Origin of the sequence: Streptomyces sp. NBC_00996 (assembly GCF_045162675.1) — a bacterium.
In the GTDB taxonomy this organism is placed as follows: domain Bacteria; phylum Actinomycetota; class Actinomycetes; order Streptomycetales; family Streptomycetaceae; genus Streptomyces.
Genome location: NZ_CP108723.1, coordinates 6,594,728 through 6,612,547 on the forward strand (window position 1 = coordinate 6,594,728; position 17,820 = coordinate 6,612,547).

At 65.8% G+C, this 17,820-nt stretch carries 32 protein-coding genes; all 32 read left to right on the forward strand.

What is annotated here, in order from left to right:
* Positions 1-26 precede the first annotated feature (26 nt).
* Positions 27-212, forward strand: a complete 186-nt coding sequence (locus tag OG390_RS31095; protein ID WP_406172735.1) for a hypothetical protein — start codon at positions 27-29, stop codon at positions 210-212.
* A 103-nt stretch (positions 213-315) separates the two neighbouring features.
* Positions 316-531, forward strand: coding sequence for a hypothetical protein (locus OG390_RS31100; protein WP_406172736.1), 216 nt, complete (start codon positions 316-318; stop codon positions 529-531).
* Between the two features lie 445 nt (positions 532-976).
* On the forward strand, positions 977-1,285 hold the full coding sequence (gene rpsJ, locus OG390_RS31105; protein WP_003948644.1) for a 30S ribosomal protein S10: 309 nt from the start codon (positions 977-979) through the stop codon (positions 1,283-1,285).
* A 17-nt stretch (positions 1,286-1,302) separates the two neighbouring features.
* Entirely contained in the window at positions 1,303-1,947 is a 645-nt protein-coding gene (rplC, locus tag OG390_RS31110) for a 50S ribosomal protein L3 (protein ID WP_355782961.1), read from the forward strand.
* A gap of 5 nt (positions 1,948-1,952) precedes the next feature.
* Positions 1,953-2,606, forward strand: coding sequence for a 50S ribosomal protein L4 (rplD, locus tag OG390_RS31115; protein WP_095936044.1), 654 nt, complete (start codon positions 1,953-1,955; stop codon positions 2,604-2,606).
* Entirely contained in the window at positions 2,606-3,022 is a 417-nt protein-coding gene (gene rplW / locus OG390_RS31120; RefSeq protein ID WP_406172737.1) for a 50S ribosomal protein L23, read from the forward strand. The genes rplD and rplW overlap by 1 nt, the downstream gene beginning before the upstream one ends.
* A gap of 39 nt (positions 3,023-3,061) precedes the next feature.
* The gene (gene rplB, locus OG390_RS31125; protein WP_020132633.1) at positions 3,062-3,898 is read left to right on the forward strand and encodes a 50S ribosomal protein L2; all 837 of its coding nucleotides are present in this window, start codon (positions 3,062-3,064) and stop codon (positions 3,896-3,898) included.
* 12 nt (positions 3,899-3,910) lie between these two features.
* The gene (gene rpsS, locus OG390_RS31130) at positions 3,911-4,192 is read left to right on the forward strand and encodes a 30S ribosomal protein S19 (protein WP_015035577.1); all 282 of its coding nucleotides are present in this window, start codon (positions 3,911-3,913) and stop codon (positions 4,190-4,192) included.
* Between the two features lie 41 nt (positions 4,193-4,233).
* Positions 4,234-4,581 (forward strand): 50S ribosomal protein L22, encoded by a 348-nt coding sequence (gene rplV, locus OG390_RS31135; RefSeq protein WP_003974262.1) that lies wholly within the window; start codon positions 4,234-4,236, stop codon positions 4,579-4,581.
* Entirely contained in the window at positions 4,581-5,423 is an 843-nt protein-coding gene (rpsC, locus tag OG390_RS31140; protein ID WP_189190334.1) for a 30S ribosomal protein S3, read from the forward strand. Before rplV ends, rpsC begins: the two co-directional genes overlap by 1 nt.
* Positions 5,424-5,428: 5 nt before the next feature.
* Positions 5,429-5,848, forward strand: coding sequence for a 50S ribosomal protein L16 (rplP, locus tag OG390_RS31145; protein ID WP_189190333.1), 420 nt, complete (start codon positions 5,429-5,431; stop codon positions 5,846-5,848).
* A complete protein-coding gene (gene rpmC, locus OG390_RS31150; protein ID WP_003998824.1) occupies positions 5,848-6,072 on the forward strand; it encodes a 50S ribosomal protein L29 in 225 nt (74 codons plus the stop codon). Before rplP ends, rpmC begins: the two co-directional genes overlap by 1 nt.
* Complete coding sequence (rpsQ, locus tag OG390_RS31155) at positions 6,072-6,359, forward strand: 30S ribosomal protein S17 (RefSeq protein ID WP_099500628.1); 288 nt, start codon at positions 6,072-6,074, stop codon at positions 6,357-6,359. Before rpmC ends, rpsQ begins: the two co-directional genes overlap by 1 nt.
* Before the next feature lie 104 nt (positions 6,360-6,463).
* Complete coding sequence (gene rplN / locus OG390_RS31160; RefSeq protein ID WP_003998823.1) at positions 6,464-6,832, forward strand: 50S ribosomal protein L14; 369 nt, start codon at positions 6,464-6,466, stop codon at positions 6,830-6,832.
* Positions 6,833-6,834: 2 nt separating this feature from the next.
* Complete coding sequence (rplX, locus tag OG390_RS31165; RefSeq protein ID WP_018543913.1) at positions 6,835-7,158, forward strand: 50S ribosomal protein L24; 324 nt, start codon at positions 6,835-6,837, stop codon at positions 7,156-7,158.
* The gene (rplE, locus tag OG390_RS31170) at positions 7,158-7,715 is read left to right on the forward strand and encodes a 50S ribosomal protein L5 (RefSeq protein WP_020132628.1); all 558 of its coding nucleotides are present in this window, start codon (positions 7,158-7,160) and stop codon (positions 7,713-7,715) included. Before rplX ends, rplE begins: the two co-directional genes overlap by 1 nt.
* 5 nt (positions 7,716-7,720) lie before the next feature.
* The gene (locus tag OG390_RS31175; protein ID WP_003948630.1) at positions 7,721-7,906 is read left to right on the forward strand and encodes a type Z 30S ribosomal protein S14; all 186 of its coding nucleotides are present in this window, start codon (positions 7,721-7,723) and stop codon (positions 7,904-7,906) included.
* Positions 7,907-8,117: 211 nt separating this feature from the next.
* Complete coding sequence (rpsH, locus tag OG390_RS31180) at positions 8,118-8,516, forward strand: 30S ribosomal protein S8 (protein ID WP_014674378.1); 399 nt, start codon at positions 8,118-8,120, stop codon at positions 8,514-8,516.
* 24 nt (positions 8,517-8,540) lie between these two features.
* Positions 8,541-9,080 carry a 50S ribosomal protein L6 gene (gene rplF / locus OG390_RS31185; protein ID WP_406172738.1) on the forward strand — a complete coding sequence of 180 codons (540 nt, stop codon included), beginning with the start codon at positions 8,541-8,543 and terminating at the stop codon, positions 9,078-9,080.
* Positions 9,081-9,083: 3 nt separating this feature from the next.
* Positions 9,084-9,467 (forward strand): 50S ribosomal protein L18, encoded by a 384-nt coding sequence (rplR, locus tag OG390_RS31190; protein ID WP_103549188.1) that lies wholly within the window; start codon positions 9,084-9,086, stop codon positions 9,465-9,467.
* Positions 9,468-9,507: 40 nt separating this feature from the next.
* Positions 9,508-10,113, forward strand: a complete 606-nt coding sequence (gene rpsE / locus OG390_RS31195; RefSeq protein ID WP_006376045.1) for a 30S ribosomal protein S5 — start codon at positions 9,508-9,510, stop codon at positions 10,111-10,113.
* Between the two features lie 2 nt (positions 10,114-10,115).
* Complete coding sequence (gene rpmD, locus OG390_RS31200) at positions 10,116-10,298, forward strand: 50S ribosomal protein L30 (RefSeq protein ID WP_037747988.1); 183 nt, start codon at positions 10,116-10,118, stop codon at positions 10,296-10,298.
* 2 nt (positions 10,299-10,300) lie between these two features.
* Entirely contained in the window at positions 10,301-10,756 is a 456-nt protein-coding gene (rplO, locus tag OG390_RS31205; RefSeq protein ID WP_189190330.1) for a 50S ribosomal protein L15, read from the forward strand.
* A 244-nt stretch (positions 10,757-11,000) separates the two neighbouring features.
* Positions 11,001-12,314, forward strand: a complete 1,314-nt coding sequence (gene secY / locus OG390_RS31210; RefSeq protein ID WP_406172739.1) for a preprotein translocase subunit SecY — start codon at positions 11,001-11,003, stop codon at positions 12,312-12,314.
* Positions 12,314-12,970, forward strand: a complete 657-nt coding sequence (locus tag OG390_RS31215) for an adenylate kinase (RefSeq protein WP_406172740.1) — start codon at positions 12,314-12,316, stop codon at positions 12,968-12,970. Before secY ends, OG390_RS31215 begins: the two co-directional genes overlap by 1 nt.
* 192 nt (positions 12,971-13,162) lie before the next feature.
* Positions 13,163-14,002, forward strand: coding sequence for a type I methionyl aminopeptidase (map, locus tag OG390_RS31220; protein ID WP_406172741.1), 840 nt, complete (start codon positions 13,163-13,165; stop codon positions 14,000-14,002).
* Positions 14,003-14,375: 373 nt separating this feature from the next.
* Positions 14,376-14,597 carry a translation initiation factor IF-1 gene (gene infA / locus OG390_RS31225; RefSeq protein ID WP_003948620.1) on the forward strand — a complete coding sequence of 74 codons (222 nt, stop codon included), beginning with the start codon at positions 14,376-14,378 and terminating at the stop codon, positions 14,595-14,597.
* Between the two features lie 70 nt (positions 14,598-14,667).
* Positions 14,668-14,781: a 50S ribosomal protein L36 gene (gene rpmJ / locus OG390_RS31230; RefSeq protein ID WP_003998809.1), complete on the forward strand. Its 114-nt coding sequence runs from the start codon at positions 14,668-14,670 to the stop codon at positions 14,779-14,781.
* Positions 14,782-14,997: 216 nt separating this feature from the next.
* On the forward strand, positions 14,998-15,378 hold the full coding sequence (gene rpsM, locus OG390_RS31235) for a 30S ribosomal protein S13 (protein ID WP_406172742.1): 381 nt from the start codon (positions 14,998-15,000) through the stop codon (positions 15,376-15,378).
* Positions 15,379-15,476: 98 nt separating this feature from the next.
* On the forward strand, positions 15,477-15,881 hold the full coding sequence (rpsK, locus tag OG390_RS31240) for a 30S ribosomal protein S11 (protein ID WP_003956432.1): 405 nt from the start codon (positions 15,477-15,479) through the stop codon (positions 15,879-15,881).
* A 142-nt stretch (positions 15,882-16,023) separates the two neighbouring features.
* Positions 16,024-17,046, forward strand: coding sequence for a DNA-directed RNA polymerase subunit alpha (locus OG390_RS31245; protein ID WP_003966937.1), 1,023 nt, complete (start codon positions 16,024-16,026; stop codon positions 17,044-17,046).
* Between the two features lie 128 nt (positions 17,047-17,174).
* Positions 17,175-17,693, forward strand: a complete 519-nt coding sequence (rplQ, locus tag OG390_RS31250; protein ID WP_406172743.1) for a 50S ribosomal protein L17 — start codon at positions 17,175-17,177, stop codon at positions 17,691-17,693.
* Positions 17,694-17,820 lie beyond the last annotated feature (127 nt).

Below are 17,820 nucleotides of genomic sequence, written 5' to 3' on the forward strand. Positions count from 1 at the left end.
GTCCGGGTGAGACAGAGGGATGCGCCATGGGAGCAGGGTTCATATTCATATTCGTCCCGCTGTTCTTGTACCTGACTCCCACGACCCTGCTGTGCGTGAAAATCGCCGACAGGACATCGTGGAAAATGGGACTCGTCTTCGCGAGCGGTCTCATATTCCTTCCCGCCGCACTCGTAACGGTCTGGGTCCTCGTTGAAACCGGCACCTGGTGAACCGAAGGGCTGAAGAGTTGTGACTGCCGTTGTTGTCGCGCTGGCGGTGGCACTCATAGCCACTTCCTACGTGTGGCCTTTCGTGCCGCTGACCTTTTACCCGATGCGCAGGTGGCGAGGATTCTGGGCCGCGCTCTACTGCGGTGCGCTCGGTCTGATCTGCGCGATAGAGTTCCGCGACTTCCACTACATGATCGGCGACTTCTTCAAGGCTTCCGTGGTCACCGCCGTCGCCAGAGCGATGGTCGAGGTCTGCGGGCTCGCGGAACCGCTGCGCCGACGCAGGGAGCGCGCCTCCCAAGGCCGCGACGCGGGGTGACCCTGCGCGCCCGGCGCAGGTGGCGGGTTTGACGTCCGTCACTCACCGGGTACGATTCTCGGCTCCGATTGGCCAGCCCCCCGCCCCGTATGGCAGACTAGCGGGGTTGCTCGGTCGAGTGCCGATGCTGCGCGCCTCCCGCCGGGAGGACTGGAAGCGAGTCCCACAGTACTCGTCGCCCGATCTGTCGAGAGGCAGCGCTGGGGCGGACGTACGGGAATCTTCCGGGAAGTGTCAGCGGGGTGCCGGCCAGGCGCCCGGTGGGTGTCCAGCCCCCGGTCCTGCGGTTGTCTTTTGGGCTGAGCCGCGTCCCTTGGTAGGGAAATCCTCTACGGATATCTCTGTCAGCAGGAGCGCGACACGCCCGACCGCGTGGGTCGGAGGTAAGGGACGCGGACCCCCGGGTACCAGAGCGTTTTACGAGACAAAGGACTACTGAGTAGCCATGGCGGGACAGAAGATCCGCATCCGGCTCAAGGCCTACGACCACGAGGTCATCGATTCCTCGGCGAAGAAGATCGTCGAGACGGTGACCCGCACTGGTGCGTCGGTCGCGGGCCCGGTGCCGCTGCCCACTGAGAAGAACGTGTACTGCGTCATCAAGTCGCCGCACAAGTACAAGGACTCGCGCGAGCACTTCGAGATGCGCACGCACAAGCGCCTGATCGACATCCTCGACCCGACGCCCAAGACCGTTGACTCTCTGATGCGACTCGACCTCCCGGCCGGTGTCGACATCGAGATCAAGCTCTAGGGATCGGTGATCTGAGAATGGCTAAGCAGATCAAGGGCATCCTGGGCGAGAAGCTCGGCATGACGCAGGTGTGGGACGAGAACAACCGTGTTGTTCCGGTCACCGTCGTCAAGGCCGGCCCCAACGTCGTGACCCAGGTGCGTACGAACGACACCGACGGCTACGAGTCGGTCCAGATCGCCTTCGGCGAGATCGACCCGCGCAAGGTGAACAAGCCCCTCAAGGGCCACTTCGCCAAGGCCGACGTCACCCCCCGTCGTCACCTCGTCGAGATCCGTACCGCTGACGCCAGCGAGTACACCCTCGGCCAGGAGATCACCGCCGAGACCTTCGAGGCCGGCGTCAAGGTGGACGTGACCGGCAAGAGCAAGGGCAAGGGCTTCGCCGGTGTCATGAAGCGTCACAACTTCAAGGGCCTCGGCGCCGGACACGGCACCCAGCGCAAGCACCGCTCTCCCGGCTCCATCGGTGGCTGCGCCACCCCGGGCCGTGTGTTCAAGGGCCTCCGCATGGCGGGTCGCATGGGCAACGAGCGGGTCACCACCCAGAACCTGACCGTTCACGCCGTTGACGCGGAGAAGGGCCTGCTCCTTATCAAGGGCGCGGTTCCTGGTCCGAACGGCGGCCTCGTCCTGGTCCGCACCGCGGCCAAGGGGGCCTGAGGACTATGAGCACCATTGACATTCTGTCGCCCTCCGGCGACACCGCCGGGACCGTTGAGCTCCCGGCCGAGATCTTCGACGTCGAGAAGATCAGCATCCCGCTGCTTCACCAGGTCGTCGTTGCGCAGCTGGCCGCTGCCCGTCAGGGCACGCACAAGGTCAAGCGTCGTGGCGAGGTCCGCGGTGGTGGCAAGAAGCCTTACCGCCAGAAGGGCACCGGCCGCGCCCGTCAGGGTTCGACCCGTGCGCCGCAGTTCGCCGGCGGTGGCGTCGTGCACGGTCCCGTGCCGCGTGACTACTCGCAGCGGACCCCGAAGAAGATGAAGGCCGCGGCCCTGCGCCACGCCCTCACCGACCGGGCCCGCAACAACCGCATCCACGTCGTCACCGGCGTGGTCGACGGCGGGATCTCCACCAAGGCCGCGAAGGGCCTGCTCGGCAAGATCTCGGAGCGCAAGAACGTGCTCCTGGTCATCGAGCGCTCCGACGAGGCCGCGCTGCTTTCCGCGCGCAACCTGCCCCAGGTCCACATCCTGGAGCCGGGCCAGCTGAACACGTACGACGTTCTCGTCTCGGACGACGTGGTCTTCACCCAGGCCGCTTTCGAGTCCTTCGTGTCTGGCCCCCAGGCCGCTGACACCGAAGGGAGCGAAGCCTGATGGCTACGCGTCACCCGAGCATTGCCTCGAAGGCCGCCAAGGCCAAGAAGGTCGCGCGCGTCGCCAAGGCGAAGCGTCACGAGGCCGAGGGCAAGAACACCGTCGAGACGCCGGTGAGCAAGAGCTTCACGGACCCCCGTGACGTCCTCCTCAAGCCGGTCGTCTCCGAGAAGAGCTACGCGCTGCTCGACGAGGGCAAGTACACCTTCGTCGTCGCGCCGGGCGCCAACAAGACCCAGATCAAGCAGGCCGTCCAGGCGGTCTTCTCGGTCAAGGTCACCGGCGTCAACACGATCAACCGTCAGGGTAAGCGCAAGCGCACCAAGAGCGGTTTCGGTAAGCGTGCTGACACCAAGCGCGCCATCGTGACCCTCGCTGAGGGCGACCGTATCGACATCTTCGGCCAGGCCTCCTAACGGAGCGCCCTGGTCCGAATATCGGACGAGGACTGAGAAATGGGAATCCGCAAGTACAAGCCGACTACGCCGGGCCGTCGTGGCTCCAGCGTCGCCGACTTCGTCGAGGTCACGCGGTCCACGCCGGAGAAGTCGCTGGTCCGCCCGCTGCACAGCAAGGGCGGCCGTAACAACGCCGGTCGTGTGACCGTTCGCCACCAGGGTGGCGGACACAAGCGCGCCTACCGAGTGATCGACTTCCGTCGTCACGACAAGGACGGCGTGCCGGCGAAGGTCGCGCACATCGAGTACGACCCCAACCGCACCGCGCGCATCGCGCTGCTGCACTACGCGGACGGCGAGAAGCGCTACATCCTCGCCCCGCGCAACCTGTCGCAGGGTGACCGCGTCGAGAACGGTCCCGGGGCCGACATCAAGCCGGGCAACAACCTGGCCCTCCGCAACATCCCGGTCGGTACCACGATCCACGCGATCGAGATCCGTCCCGGTGGCGGTGCCAAGTTCGCCCGCTCCGCCGGTGCCTCGGTGCAGCTGCTCGCGAAGGAGGGCACGATGGCTCACCTTCGTATGCCTTCCGGTGAGATCCGCCTGGTCGACCAGCGCTGCCGCGCCACGGTCGGCGAGGTCGGCAACGCCGAGCAGAGCAACATCAACTGGGGTAAGGCCGGCCGCAAGCGCTGGCTGGGCGTTCGCCCGACCGTCCGCGGTGTGGCGATGAACCCGGTTGACCACCCGCACGGTGGTGGTGAGGGCAAGACCTCCGGTGGTCGCCACCCGGTCTCCCCGTGGGGTCAGAAGGAGGGTCGTACTCGTTCGCCGAAGAAGGCTTCGAACAAGTACATCGTCCGCCGCCGCAAGACGAACAAGAAGCGCTAGGAGCGGGTTTAGATGCCGCGCAGTCTCAAGAAGGGACCCTTCGTTGACGGCCACCTCGTAAAGAAGGTGGACGCTCAGAACGAAGCCGGTACCAAGAACGTCATCAAGACCTGGTCCCGTCGCTCGATGATCATCCCGGCCATGCTCGGCCACACGATCGCGGTGCACAACGGCAAGACCCACATTCCGGTGTTTGTCACCGAGTCGATGGTCGGCCACAAGCTCGGCGAGTTCTCGCCGACGCGCACCTTCCGGGGTCACGTCAAGGACGACCGGAAGTCGAAGCGCCGCTAACGCGGGGTGGAATGACCATGACAGACACTGGAAGGACAACCATGGAAGCCAGGGCCCAGGCGCGGTACATCCGCGTTACGCCCATGAAGGCCCGCCGCGTGGTGGACCTTATCCGTGGCATGGATGCCACGGAGGCTCAGGCGGTCCTGCGTTTCGCCCCGCAGGCCGCGAGCGTGCCGGTCGGCAAGGTGCTTGACAGCGCCATTGCCAACGCCGCGCACAACTACGACCACACCGACGCCGACAGCCTCTTCATCTCCGAGGCCTACGTCGACGAGGGCCCGACCCTGAAGCGGTTCCGTCCGCGTGCCCAGGGCCGCGCCTACCGGATCCGCAAGCGGACCAGCCACATCACCGTGGTCGTCAGCAGCAAGGAAGGAACCCGGTAATGGGCCAGAAGGTTAACCCGCATGGGTTCCGGCTCGGTGTCACCACGGACTTCAAGTCCCGGTGGTACGCCGACAAGCTGTACAAGGACTACGTCAAGGAAGACGTCGCCATCCGTCGGATGATGACGTCCGGCATGGAGCGCGCCGGTATCTCGAAGGTTGAGATCGAGCGCACCCGTGACCGCGTGCGGGTGGACATCCACACCGCGCGTCCCGGCATCGTCATCGGCCGCCGTGGCGCCGAGGCCGACCGCATCCGCGGCGACCTCGAGAAGCTGACGGGCAAGCAGGTCCAGCTGAACATCCTCGAGGTCAAGAACCCCGAGACCGACGCTCAGCTGGTTGCTCAGGCCGTTGCCGAGCAGCTGTCCTCCCGCGTCTCCTTCCGTCGCGCCATGCGTAAGAGCATGCAGTCGGCGATGAAGGCGGGCGCCAAGGGCATCAAGATCCAGTGCGGTGGCCGTCTCGGCGGCGCCGAGATGTCCCGCTCGGAGTTCTACCGCGAGGGCCGCGTGCCCCTGCACACGCTCCGCGCGAACGTCGACTACGGCTTCTTCGAGGCCAAGACGACCTTCGGCCGTATCGGTGTGAAGGTCTGGATCTACAAGGGCGACGTCAAGAACATCGCCGAGGTCCGCGCCGAGAACGCCGCCGCCCGCGCCGGCAACCGCCCGGCCCGTGGCGGTGCCGACCGCCCGGCCGGCCGTGGTGGCCGTGGTGGCGAGCGTGGCGGTCGCGGCCGCAAGCCGCAGCAGCAGTCCGCGCCGGCTGCCGAGGCCCCCAAGGCCGAGGCTCCCGCCGCCGCTGCCGCTCCGGCTGAGAGCACCGGAACGGAGGCCTGACCGACATGCTGATCCCCCGTAGGGTCAAGCACCGCAAGCAGCACCACCCGAAGCGCCGTGGCATGGCCAAGGGCGGTACGACGGTTGCGTTCGGCGAGTACGGCATCCAGGCCCTCACGCCGGCGTACGTGACCAACCGCCAGATCGAGGCGGCTCGTATCGCGATGACCCGCCACATCAAGCGTGGCGGCAAGGTCTGGATCAACATCTACCCGGACCGCCCGCTGACGAAGAAGCCCGCCGAGACCCGCATGGGTTCCGGTAAGGGTTCGCCCGAGTGGTGGGTCGCGAACGTGCACCCGGGCCGGGTCATGTTCGAGCTGTCCTACCCCAACGAGAAGATCGCCCGTGAGGCCCTGACTCGCGCAGCCCACAAGCTGCCGATGAAGTGCCGGATCGTCAAGCGCGAGGCAGGTGAAGCGTGATGTCGGCCGGTACCAAGGCGTCCGAGCTGCGCGAACTGGGTGACGAGGAGCTTCTCGCGAAGCTTCGCGAAGCCAAGGAAGAGCTGTTCAACCTCCGCTTCCAGGCGGCGACCGGTCAGCTCGAGAACCACGGTCGGCTCAAGGCCGTCCGTAAGGACATCGCGCGGATCTACACCCTGATGCGTGAGCGCGAGCTGGGCATCGAGACGGTGGAGAGCGCCTGATGAGCGAGAGCAACGTGACTGAGCAGAAGACCGAGGCGCGCGGTTTCCGCAAGACCCGTGAGGGTCTCGTCGTCAGCGACAAGATGGACAAGACCGTCGTCGTCGCCGTCGAGGACCGCGTGAAGCACGCCCTGTACGGCAAGGTCATCCGCCGTACGAGCAAGCTCAAGGCCCACGACGAGCAGAACGCCGCCGGTGTCGGCGACCGCGTCCTCCTGATGGAGACCCGGCCGCTGTCCTCGACGAAGCGCTGGCGCATCGTCGAGATCCTCGAGAAGGCCAAGTAATTACCTGAGGGGTATCCCTCAGGTTCGTTCCGCCAGGCTCGGGGCGGGGTCCGTCGTGAAGGACGGCCCCGCCCCGGGAACCGGCAGACAATCAGGAGATAGACGTGATCCAGCAGGAGTCGCGACTGCGTGTCGCCGACAACACTGGTGCGAAGGAAATCCTTTGCATCCGTGTGCTCGGTGGCTCCGGTCGCCGCTACGCGGGCATCGGTGACGTCATCGTCGCCACCGTCAAGGACGCGATCCCCGGTGGCAACGTGAAGAAGGGTGACGTCGTCAAGGCGGTCATCGTTCGCACCGTCAAGGAGCGCCGCCGTCCGGACGGCTCGTACATCCGCTTCGACGAGAACGCCGCCGTCATTCTGAAGAACGACGGCGACCCTCGCGGCACCCGTATCTTCGGCCCCGTCGGCCGTGAGCTGCGCGAGAAGAAGTTCATGAAGATCATCTCGCTCGCGCCGGAGGTGCTGTAAGCATGAAGATCAAGAAGGGCGACCTGGTCCAGGTCATCACCGGTAAGGACAAGGGCAAGCAGGGCAAGGTCATTGCCGCTTACCCGCGCGACGAGCGCGTCCTGGTCGAGGGTGTCAACCGGGTCAAGAAGCACACCAAGGCCGGCCCGACCGCCAGCGGTTCGCAGGCCGGCGGCATCGTCACGACCGAGGCCCCGATTCACGTGAGCAACGTTCAGCTCGTCGTGGAGAAGGACGGCAACAAGGTCGTCACGCGTGTCGGTTACCGCTTCGACGACGAGGGCAACAAGATCCGCGTTGCCAAGCGGACGGGTGAGGACATCTGATGGCTACCACCACCACTCCGCGTCTCAAGACGAAGTACCGCGAGGAGATCGCGGGCAAGCTGCGTGAGGAGTTCTCCTACGAGAACGTCATGCAGATTCCCGGCCTCGTCAAGATCGTGGTCAACATGGGTGTCGGCGACGCCGCCCGTGACTCCAAGCTCATGGACGGTGCCGTCCGTGACCTGACCACGATCACCGGTCAGAAGCCGGCCATCACCAAGGCCCGCAAGTCCATCGCGCAGTTCAAGCTGCGTGAGGGTCAGCCGATCGGTGCCCACGTCACGCTCCGTGGCGACCGCATGTGGGAGTTCCTGGACCGCACCCTGTCGCTCGCGCTGCCGCGCATCCGCGACTTCCGCGGCCTGTCCCCCAAGCAGTTCGACGGCCGTGGCAACTACACCTTCGGTCTCACGGAGCAGGTCATGTTCCACGAGATCGACCAGGACAAGATCGACCGCGTCCGGGGTATGGACATCACCGTGGTGACCACGGCGACCAACGACGCTGAGGGCCGTGCCCTTCTCCGTCACCTCGGCTTCCCCTTCAAGGAGGCGTAAGCGAGATGGCGAAGAAGGCTCTGATTGCCAAGGCTGCTCGTAAGCCCAAGTTCGGTGTGCGTGGCTACACGCGCTGCCAGCGCTGCGGTCGTCCGCACTCCGTGTACCGCAAGTTCGGCCTGTGCCGCGTCTGCCTTCGTGAGATGGCTCACCGTGGCGAGCTGCCGGGCGTGACCAAGAGCTCCTGGTAATCCCGGTAATTCGGGATTCCAGAGGCTCTCGGTAAGCAAAGGGCACTGTCAGGGGCCCACCCCTCCATGGCTTAGGCTAGGAGGGTTGGGCGCCTGACGCCCGTACGACTTACTACGCCGTAGGTCCCCGCACCGCACCCGTCCCGCCTCTGAGCGGGGAGAGGGATGGCGCATACAGGAAACCCCGGCGAGAGAGGCCGAAGGCCAATTCATGACCATGACTGATCCGATCGCAGACATGCTTACGCGTCTGCGTAACGCGAACTCGGCATACCACGACTCGGTGTCGATGCCGCACAGCAAGATCAAGTCGCACATCGCGGAGATCCTCCAGCAGGAGGGCTTCATCACGGGCTGGAAGGTCGAGGACGCCGAGGTCGGCAAGAACCTCGTCCTCGAGCTGAAGTTCGGCCCGAACCGTGAGCGCTCCATCGCGGGCATCAAGCGGATCTCCAAGCCCGGTCTCCGGGTTTACGCGAAGTCCACCAACCTGCCGAAGGTGCTCGGCGGCCTCGGCGTGGCGATCATCTCCACGTCCCACGGGCTCCTCACCGACAAGCAGGCCGGCAAGAAGGGCGTAGGCGGAGAAGTTCTCGCCTACGTCTGGTAGCGGAAGGGAACGGAGGAAACAGCTATGTCGCGTATTGGCAAGCTCCCCATCACGGTTCCCGCCGGCGTGGACGTCACCATCGACGGCCGTACGGTGCAGGTGAAGGGCCCCAAGGGCACCCTCTCCCACACCGTTGCGGCGCCGATCGAGATCGCTAAGGGCGAGGACGGCGTGCTGAGCGTCACCCGCCCGAACGACGAGCGTCAGAACAAGGCCCTCCACGGCCTGTCCCGCACGCTGGTGGCGAACATGATCACCGGCGTGACCCAGGGTTACGTGAAGAAGCTCGAGATCAGCGGTGTCGGTTACCGAGTCCTGGCGAAGGGCTCCAACCTGGAGTTCTCGCTCGGCTACAGCCACCCGATCACCGTCGAGGCCCCCGAGGGCATCACCTTCAAGGTGGAAGCCCCCACCCGTTTCTCGGTCGAGGGCATCGACAAGCAGAAGGTCGGCGAGGTTGCGGCCAACATCCGCAAGCTGCGCAAGCCTGACCCGTACAAGGCCAAGGGCGTCAAGTACGAGGGCGAAGTCATCCGCCGCAAGGTCGGAAAGGCGGGTAAGTAAGCCATGGCATACGGTGTCAAGATTGCTAAGGGCGACGCTTACAAGCGTGCTGCCATCAAGCGTCGTCACATCCGGATCCGTAAGCACATCTCGGGTACGGCTGAGCGTCCGCGCCTGGTCGTGACGCGCTCGAACCGCCACATCGTGGCCCAGGTCATCGACGACGTTAAGGGTCACACCCTGGCGTCGGCGTCGACCCTGGACACCACGATCCGTGGTGGCGAGGGCGACAAGTCCGCGCAGGCCAAGTCGGTCGGCGCCCTGGTCGCCGAGCGCGCCAAGGCCGCCGGTGTCGAGGCTGTCGTATTCGACCGTGGTGGCAACCAGTACGCCGGGCGCATCGCCGCCCTGGCGGACGCCGCCCGCGAAGCCGGACTCAAGTTCTGAGCCGCTTCCGTAGCTAGCGGAAACAGAGAGAGGTAATCCAATGGCTGGACCCCAGCGCCGTGGAAGCGGTGCCGGTGGCGGCGAGCGGCGGGACCGGAAGGGCCGTGACGGCGGCGCTGCTGCCGCCGAGAAGACCGCGTACGTTGAGCGCGTTGTCGCGATCAACCGCGTCGCCAAGGTTGTGAAGGGTGGTCGTCGCTTCAGCTTCACCGCGCTGGTCGTGGTGGGCGACGGTGACGGCACCGTGGGTGTCGGTTACGGCAAGGCCAAGGAGGTGCCGGCCGCCATCGCCAAGGGTGTTGAGGAGGCCAAGAAGCACTTCTTCAAGGTCCCCCGTATCCAGGGCACCATCCCGCACCCGATCACGGGCGAGAAGGCCGCGGGCGTCGTCCTGCTCAAGCCTGCTTCCCCCGGTACCGGCGTTATCGCCGGTGGCCCGGTGCGTGCAGTGCTCGAGTGCGCCGGCGTTCACGACATCCTGTCGAAGTCGCTCGGCTCGTCCAACGCGATCAACATCGTGCACGCGACCGTGGCGGCCCTCAAGGGTCTGCAGCGTCCCGAGGAGATCGCGGCTCGCCGTGGTCTGCCCCTCGAGGACGTCGCCCCCGCGGCTCTGCTCCGTGCACGTGCGGGAGCGGGTGCGTAATCATGGCTCAGCTCAAGATCACGCAGGTTAAGTCGTACATCGGCAGCAAGCAGAACCACCGCGACACCCTGCGTTCGCTCGGGCTCAAGCGCCTGAACGACGTGGTCGTCAAGGAGGACCGCCCCGAGTTCCGCGGAATGGTGCACACCGTCCGCCACCTCGTGACGGTTGAGGAGGTCGACTGATCATGGCGGAGAACAACCCGCTCAAGATCCACAACCTCCGTCCCGCCCCGGGCGCCAAGACCGCCAAGACCCGTGTGGGTCGTGGTGAGGCGTCGAAGGGTAAGACGGCCGGTCGTGGTACCAAGGGCACGAAGGCCCGCTACCAGGTTCCGGAGCGCTTCGAGGGTGGCCAGATGCCCCTCCACATGCGTCTTCCGAAGCTGAAGGGCTTCCGCAACCCGTTCAAGACCGAGTTCCAGGTCGTGAACCTCGACAAGCTGGGCGCGCTGTACCCGGAGGGTGGCGAGGTCACCGTCGAGGGTCTCGTCGCCAAGGGCGCCGTTCGCAAGAACAGCCTCGTCAAGGTCCTCGGCCAGGGCGAGATCTCCGTGGCGCTGCAGGTGACGGTCGACGCCGTCTCCGGCTCCGCCAAGGAGAAGATCACCGCCGCCGGCGGTACCGTCACCGAGCTCGTCTGACCTCATCAGGCGTCTCGATGACTTGAGCGATCCCGACCGGGGATGCCCCACAAATGGGGCATCCCCGGTTGGTCGTTCCAAGGGGGGCAGTGTCGCCGGTAAGGTGGCCTGCACTGCACATTTTCGTCCGGTGTGCCTCACGGGAACTCCGGACAGCATTTGACTGTTGGTTAGCTGTCAGTTATCCGTCGAACCTCAAGACCGTCACCTCTGACGCACTTGCGCGGGGGTCGCAGGAGGCACCGTGCTCACCGCGTTCGCCCGGGCGTTCAGGACGCCCGACCTGCGCAAGAAGCTGCTCTTCACGCTCGCCATCATCGTGGTGTTCCGGGTCGGTACGCACATCCCGATCCCAGGCGTCGACTACAAGTCTGTCCAGACCTGTATGGATGTGGCCAGCTCGAACCGCGGCCTGTTCAGTCTGATCAATATGTTCAGCGGTGGCGCGCTGCTCCAGATCACTGTCTTCGCGCTCGGCATCATGCCGTACATCACGGCGAGCATCATTCTCCAGCTGCTGACCGTGGTCATCCCGCGACTGGAAGCCCTCAAGAAGGAGGGGCAGGCCGGCACGGCGAAGATCACGCAGTACACCCGTTATCTGACGGTCGCCCTCGCCGTTCTGCAGGGCACCGGCCTGGTGGCCACCGCTCGCAGCGGCGCCCTCTTCCAGGGCTGCCCCGTGGCGAACCAGATCGTGCCCGACCAGTCGATCTTCGCCACCATGACCATGGTCATCACGATGACGGCCGGTACCTGTGTCGTCATGTGGCTGGGCGAGCTCATCACGGACCGCGGCATCGGCAACGGCATGTCGATCCTGATGTTCATCTCGATCGCCGCGACCTTCCCGAGCGCGCTGTGGACGGTCAAGCTCCAGGGCAAGCTGGCCGACGGCTGGATCGAGTTCGGCACGGTGATCGCGGTCGGTCTGTGCATGGTCGGCCTGGTCGTGTTCGTCGAGCAGGCCCAGCGGCGGATCCCGGTCCAGTACGCGAAGCGCATGATCGGCCGACGGGCGTACGGCGGAACGTCCACGTACATCCCGCTGAAGGTCAATCAGGCCGGTGTCATCCCCGTGATTTTCGCCTCTTCGCTGCTCTACATCCCGAGCCTTGTGGCCCAGTTCGCGGGCGGCAACTCCGGCTGGAAGACCTGGGTCAGCAACAACCTGACCAAGGGCGATCACCCGATCTACATCGTCACGTACTTCCTGCTGATCGTCTTCTTCGCCTTCTTCTACGTGGCGATCTCCTTCAACCCCGAGGAAGTCGCCGACAATATGAAGAAGTATGGTGGCTTCATCCCGGGCATCCGGGCTGGCCGACCGACCGCTGAGTACCTGAGCTACGTACTCAACCGGATCACCTGGCCGGGTTCGCTGTATCTGGGTGTGATCGCTCTCGTACCGACAATGGCGTTGGTGGGCTTCAACGCGAACCAGAACTTCCCGTTCGGCGGGACCAGCATCCTGATCATCGTGGGTGTCGGTCTTGAGACGGTGAAGCAGATCGAGAGCCAGCTCCAGCAGCGCAATTATGAAGGGTTCCTCCGCTGATGCGAATCGTCCTCGTCGGGCCGCCCGGTGCCGGCAAGGGAACGCAGGCCGCGTTCCTCGCCAAGAACCTGTCGATCCCGCACATCTCCACGGGCGACCTGTTCCGCGCCAACATCAGCCGGCAGACGGAACTCGGTAAACTCGCGAAGTCCTACATGGACAAGGGCGAACTGGTGCCGGACGAGGTCACCATCGCGATGGCCCAGGACCGTATGGAGCAGCCCGACGCGGAGAACGGCTTCCTCCTCGACGGCTTCCCGCGCAACGTCTCGCAGGCCGAGGCGCTCGACGAGATGCTGCAGGCCGAGGGCATGAAGCTGGACGCGGTCCTGGACCTGGAGGTCCCCGAGGACGAGGTGGTCCGGCGTATCGCGGGCCGCCGCATCTGCCGCAACGACTCGTCGCACGTCTTCCACGTCGCCTACAAGGCGCCGAAGAAGGAGGGCGTCTGCGACGTCTGCGGCGGCGAGCTGTACCAGCGCGACGACGACTCCGAGGAGACCGTCCGCAAGCGCCTGGAGGTCTACCACACGCAGACCGAGCCGATCATCGACTACTACAAGGCCCAGGGCCTGGTGGTCACGATCTCGGCGCTCGGCAAGGTGGAAGAGGTCACGGCGCGCGCCATGGAAGCACTGTCGCGCCAGGCCGCGTAAGCGGTAGCTGTACGTCGCTCCGGCCGCGGCACCCCGGGAGGGTGCCGCGGCCGAAGTGTGAGGCGGTTCCCTCGGCCCGTGCCTGTCACCCTCGCCCGTGACCGCTCGTCCGCCTCGCGCCGCGGGGCCGGTGCCGTCCCCCGTATCGTTGGAGAAGTCCGTACTCCCCGGTCCAGAAAGGCCGCAGCCGCCATGGTGCAGATCAAGACCCCCGAGCAGATCGCCAAGATGCGTGAGGCCGGGCTGGTCGTCGCCGCCATCCATGCGGCCACGCGTGAGGCGGCCGTGCCCGGTGCCACGACCAAGGACCTGGACGAGGTCGCGCGCAAGGTGCTCGCCGAGCACGGGGCGAAGTCGAACTTCCTGGGGTACGGCGGTTTCCCGGCGACCATCTGCACCTCGCCCAACGAGGTCGTCGTCCACGGCATCCCGAGCGACGAGGTCGTCCTGAAGGACGGCGACATCATCTCCATCGACTGCGGCGCCATCGTGGACGGCTGGCACGGGGACGCGGCGTACACGGCGTTCGTGGGCTCCGGTCACGCTCCGGAGTTGATCGAGCTCTCCCGGGTGACCGAGGAGTCGATGTGGGCCGGCATCGCGGCGATGAAGCAGGGCAACCGGCTTGTCGACGTCTCCCGTGCCATCGAGACGTACATCCGCCGTCAGCCGAAGCCCGGCGGCGGGCGCTACGGGATCGTCGAGGACTACGGCGGCCACGGCATCGGCACCGAGATGCACATGGACCCGCATCTGCTGAACTACGTCGAGCGCAAGCGCGGTAAGGGTCCCAAGCTGGTCCCCGGCATCTGCCTGGCCATCGAGCCGATGGTGTCCTTGGGCACACCGAAGACCGAGGTCCTCGAGGACGACTGGACGGTCATCACGACCGACGGCACCTGGTCCTCCCACTGGGAGCACTCGGTCGCCCTGACCGAACAGGGCCCGCTCGTGCTGACGGCTCCGGACGGCGGCAGCGCGAAGCTCGCCGAGTACGGAGTCACCGCGGCCCCCGATCCGCTGGCGAACTGACGTACGTATTTGATCAAGGACGGGTAAAGGGGCCGCCCGAATACGGCACTCGGCAGACCTACTACAAGGTGCCGATCAACAAGAGCTGGCCGAACGGTACGGACGTCTGCGTCCAGGCCTTCGTGGACGGCACGGCGTCCAACGGAACGGCCTGTGTGACGGTGCACAACTAGCCGATCCGGTGGACAGCCCGCCCCGCCCATCGCGCATACCGCGTCGATGGGTGGGGCATTGTCATGAGAGGCGAAGGGGGCCGGGAGAATTCGTCTTTCCGGGGGCTCTGACGTAGACTGACTCGTCGGCTCTCGTGCACCCGCATGCCTGCATGCGCTCGTGCGGAGTCGATCAAGGTAGTCGATTCGAAGGGCGAAGCGTGGCCAAGAAGCAAGGTGCCATCGAGATCGAGGGCACTGTCGTCGAGTCTCTTCCGAACGCCATGTTCAAGGTCGAGCTCCAGAACGGCCACCAGGTCCTGGCACACATCAGCGGCAAGATGCGTATGCACTACATCCGCATCCTCCCTGACGACCGGGTCGTGGTGGAGTTGTCTCCGTACGACCTGACGCGTGGCCGGATCGTCTACCGGTACAAGTAGATCTTGCCTTTGCTCCGTGCTCCCGGTTCCGGGACGCGGGGGGTGGCACTGACCCGGAGAACCTCACCTAATGAAGGTCAAGCCGAGCGTCAAGAAGATCTGCGACAAGTGCAGGGTGATCCGCCGTCACGGCCGGGTCATGGTCATCTGCGAAAACCCGCGCCACAAGCAGCGCCAGGGCTGACGCACGACCGAACCTTCTGCATCCGCAGATATTCGCGCGACGCAAGCAGTACATGTTCATACGCAGAATCCAGGGCTGAGTCTCATCAGGCCTGACACCCCCGGTCGGAGGCCGGGGACCCGGTTCGTACCGAATCTTCGATCTTCGCAAGAGAAGAGGACGGCGGGCGGGATCCGGTTCTGCGGAAGACCTCCGAACGACAACTGGAGCCATTGAATGGCACGCGTTTCCGGTGTTGACATCCCGCGCGAGAAGCGTGTGGAGGTCGCCCTGACCTACGTGTTCGGCATCGGCCGGACCCTTTCCCAGCAGACGCTGGCCGAGACCGGCGTGAACCCGAACACCCGCGTTCGTGACCTCTCCGAGGAGGAGCTGGTCAAGATCCGCGAGTATGTGGACGCCAACCTGAAGACCGAGGGTGACCTCCGTCGCGAGATCCAGGGCGACATTCGCCGCAAGATCGAGATCGGTTGCTACCAGGGTCTGCGCCACCGCCGTGGCCTGCCCGTCCACGGTCAGCGCACCAGCACGAACGCTCGTACCCGCAAGGGCCCGCGTCGCGCCATCGCCGGTAAGAAGAAGCCGGGCAAGAAGTAGTCCTCAGCGGACGCTGCGGATTTTCCGGGTCTGCCCCGGAGCGCCGCATACAAGCGGTCTTCGCTGTAGGACCGACCACCTCCCCGTAGGAGTAATAGATGCCCCCCAAGGGTCGTCAGGGCGCTGCCAAGAAGGTACGCCGCAAGGAAAAGAAGAACGTCGCTCACGGGCACGCTCACATCAAGAGCACGTTCAACAACACGATCGTCTCGATCACGGACCCCTCGGGCAACGTGATCTCCTGGGCCTCCGCCGGCCACGTCGGCTTCAAGGGCTCGCGCAAGTCCACCCCCTTCGCCGCGCAGATGGCCGCCGAGTCGGCCGCCCGCCGCGCGCAGGAGCACGGCATGCGCAAGGTTGACGTCTTCGTGAAGGGCCCGGGCTCCGGTCGCGAGACCGCGATCCGCTCCCTCCAGGCCACTGGCCTCGAGGTCGGCTCCATCCAGGACGTCACCCCCACCCCGCACAACGGCTGCCGTCCGCCCAAGCGCCGCCGCGTCTGAGGCTCGGTTGTCTTGAGGTTTCGGGCGGTACGGCTCTTCGGAGCGGTGCCGCCCGTACCCTTGCAATACCCGCACTGTGAAACGTGCGGTTCCGTCGGGCGTCAAATAGCGGGCGTCCACGAAAGAAGGATCTGATCCACACATGCTGATCGCTCAGCGTCCCTCGTTGACCGAAGAGGTCGTCGACGAGTTCCGCTCCCGGTTCGTGATCGAGCCGCTGGAGCCGGGCTTCGGCTACACCCTCGGCAACTCCCTGCGTCGTACGCTCCTCTCCTCGATCCCGGGTGCGGCGGTCACGTCCATCCGCATCGACGGTGTCCTGCACGAGTTCACCACCGTGCCGGGCGTCAAGGAGGACGTCACCGACCTGATCCTCAACATCAAGCAGCTGGTCGTCTCCTCGGAGCACGACGAGCCTGTCGTGATGTACCTGCGCAAGCAGGGCCCGGGTCTCGTGACCGCCGCCGACATCGCGCCCCCGGCCGGTGTCGAGGTGCACAACCCCGACCTCGTCCTCGCCACGCTCAACGGCAAGGGCAAGCTGGAGATGGAGCTGACCGTCGAGCGCGGTCGCGGCTACGTCTCCGCCGTTCAGAACAAGCAGGTCGGTCAGGAGATCGGGCGCATCCCGGTCGACTCGATCTACTCGCCGGTGCTGAAGGTCACGTACAAGGTCGAGGCGACCCGTGTCGAGCAGCGCACCGACTTCGACAAGCTGATCGTCGACGTCGAGACCAAGCAGGCCATGCGTCCGCGTGACGCCATGGCGTCGGCCGGTAAGACCCTGGTCGAGCTGTTCGGTCTGGCCCGCGAGCTGAACATCGACGCCGAGGGCATCGACATGGGCCCGTCCCCCACGGACGCCGCCCTTGCCGCCGACCTCGCGCTGCCGATCGAGGAGCTGGAGCTCACGGTCCGCTCCTACAACTGCCTCAAGCGTGAGGGCATCCACTCCGTGGGTGAGCTCGTCGCCCGCTCCGAGGCCGACCTCCTGGACATCCGCAACTTCGGTGCGAAGTCCATCGACGAGGTCAAGGCGAAGCTGGCCGGCATGGGCCTGGCCCTGAAGGACAGCCCGCCCGGATTCGACCCGACGGCCGCTGCCGACGCCTTCGGCGCCGACGACGACGCGGACGCGGGTTTCGTGGAGACCGAGCAGTACTGATCCCGGTACTGGGACGGCTCCCGTCCTCCGGGGTCCTTCGGGGCCCCGGATCTCCGACGGGCAATCGCCCGCTCGGACACTGACCTCGGTACCTGATACGGCCGGGGCAGACACCTAGGAGAAACACCATGCCGAAGCCCACCAAGGGTGCCCGTCTGGGCGGCAGCGCCGCGCACGAGAAGCTGCTCCTCGCGAACCTCGCGAAGTCGCTCTTCGAGCACGGCCGCATCACCACCACCGAGGCGAAGGCCCGTCGCCTGCGCCCGTACGCGGAGCGTCTGGTCACCAAGGCGAAGAAGGGTGACCTTCACAACCGCCGTCAGGTGCTCTCGGTGATCACGGACAAGAGCATCGTGCACACGCTCTTCACCGAGATCGGCCCGCGCTACGAGAACCGCCCGGGTGGTTACACCCGTATCACCAAGATCGGTAACCGCCGTGGCGACAACGCGCCCATGGCTGTCATCGAGCTGGTGGAGGCCCTGACCGTGGCCCAGCAGGCCACCGGTGAGGCCGAGGCGGCGACCAAGCGTGCCGCGAAGGACGCCGAGGCTCCGGCCGCAGAGGCCAAGACCGAGGCTCCGGCCGAGGTCGTCGAGGACGCGGCTCCGGCCGCGACCGAGGGCGACGAGTCCAAGGACGCCTGAGGCTCTGCCTTGCGGTGAGCGGGTCCGCCCCTGCGGGGCGGGCCCGCTTTCGCGTTTGCCCACAGCCTGTAACGGTGCGGTCGGCTGCTGCCCACGGTCCGTGGGCGTGATGGCCTGAGAGGATCTA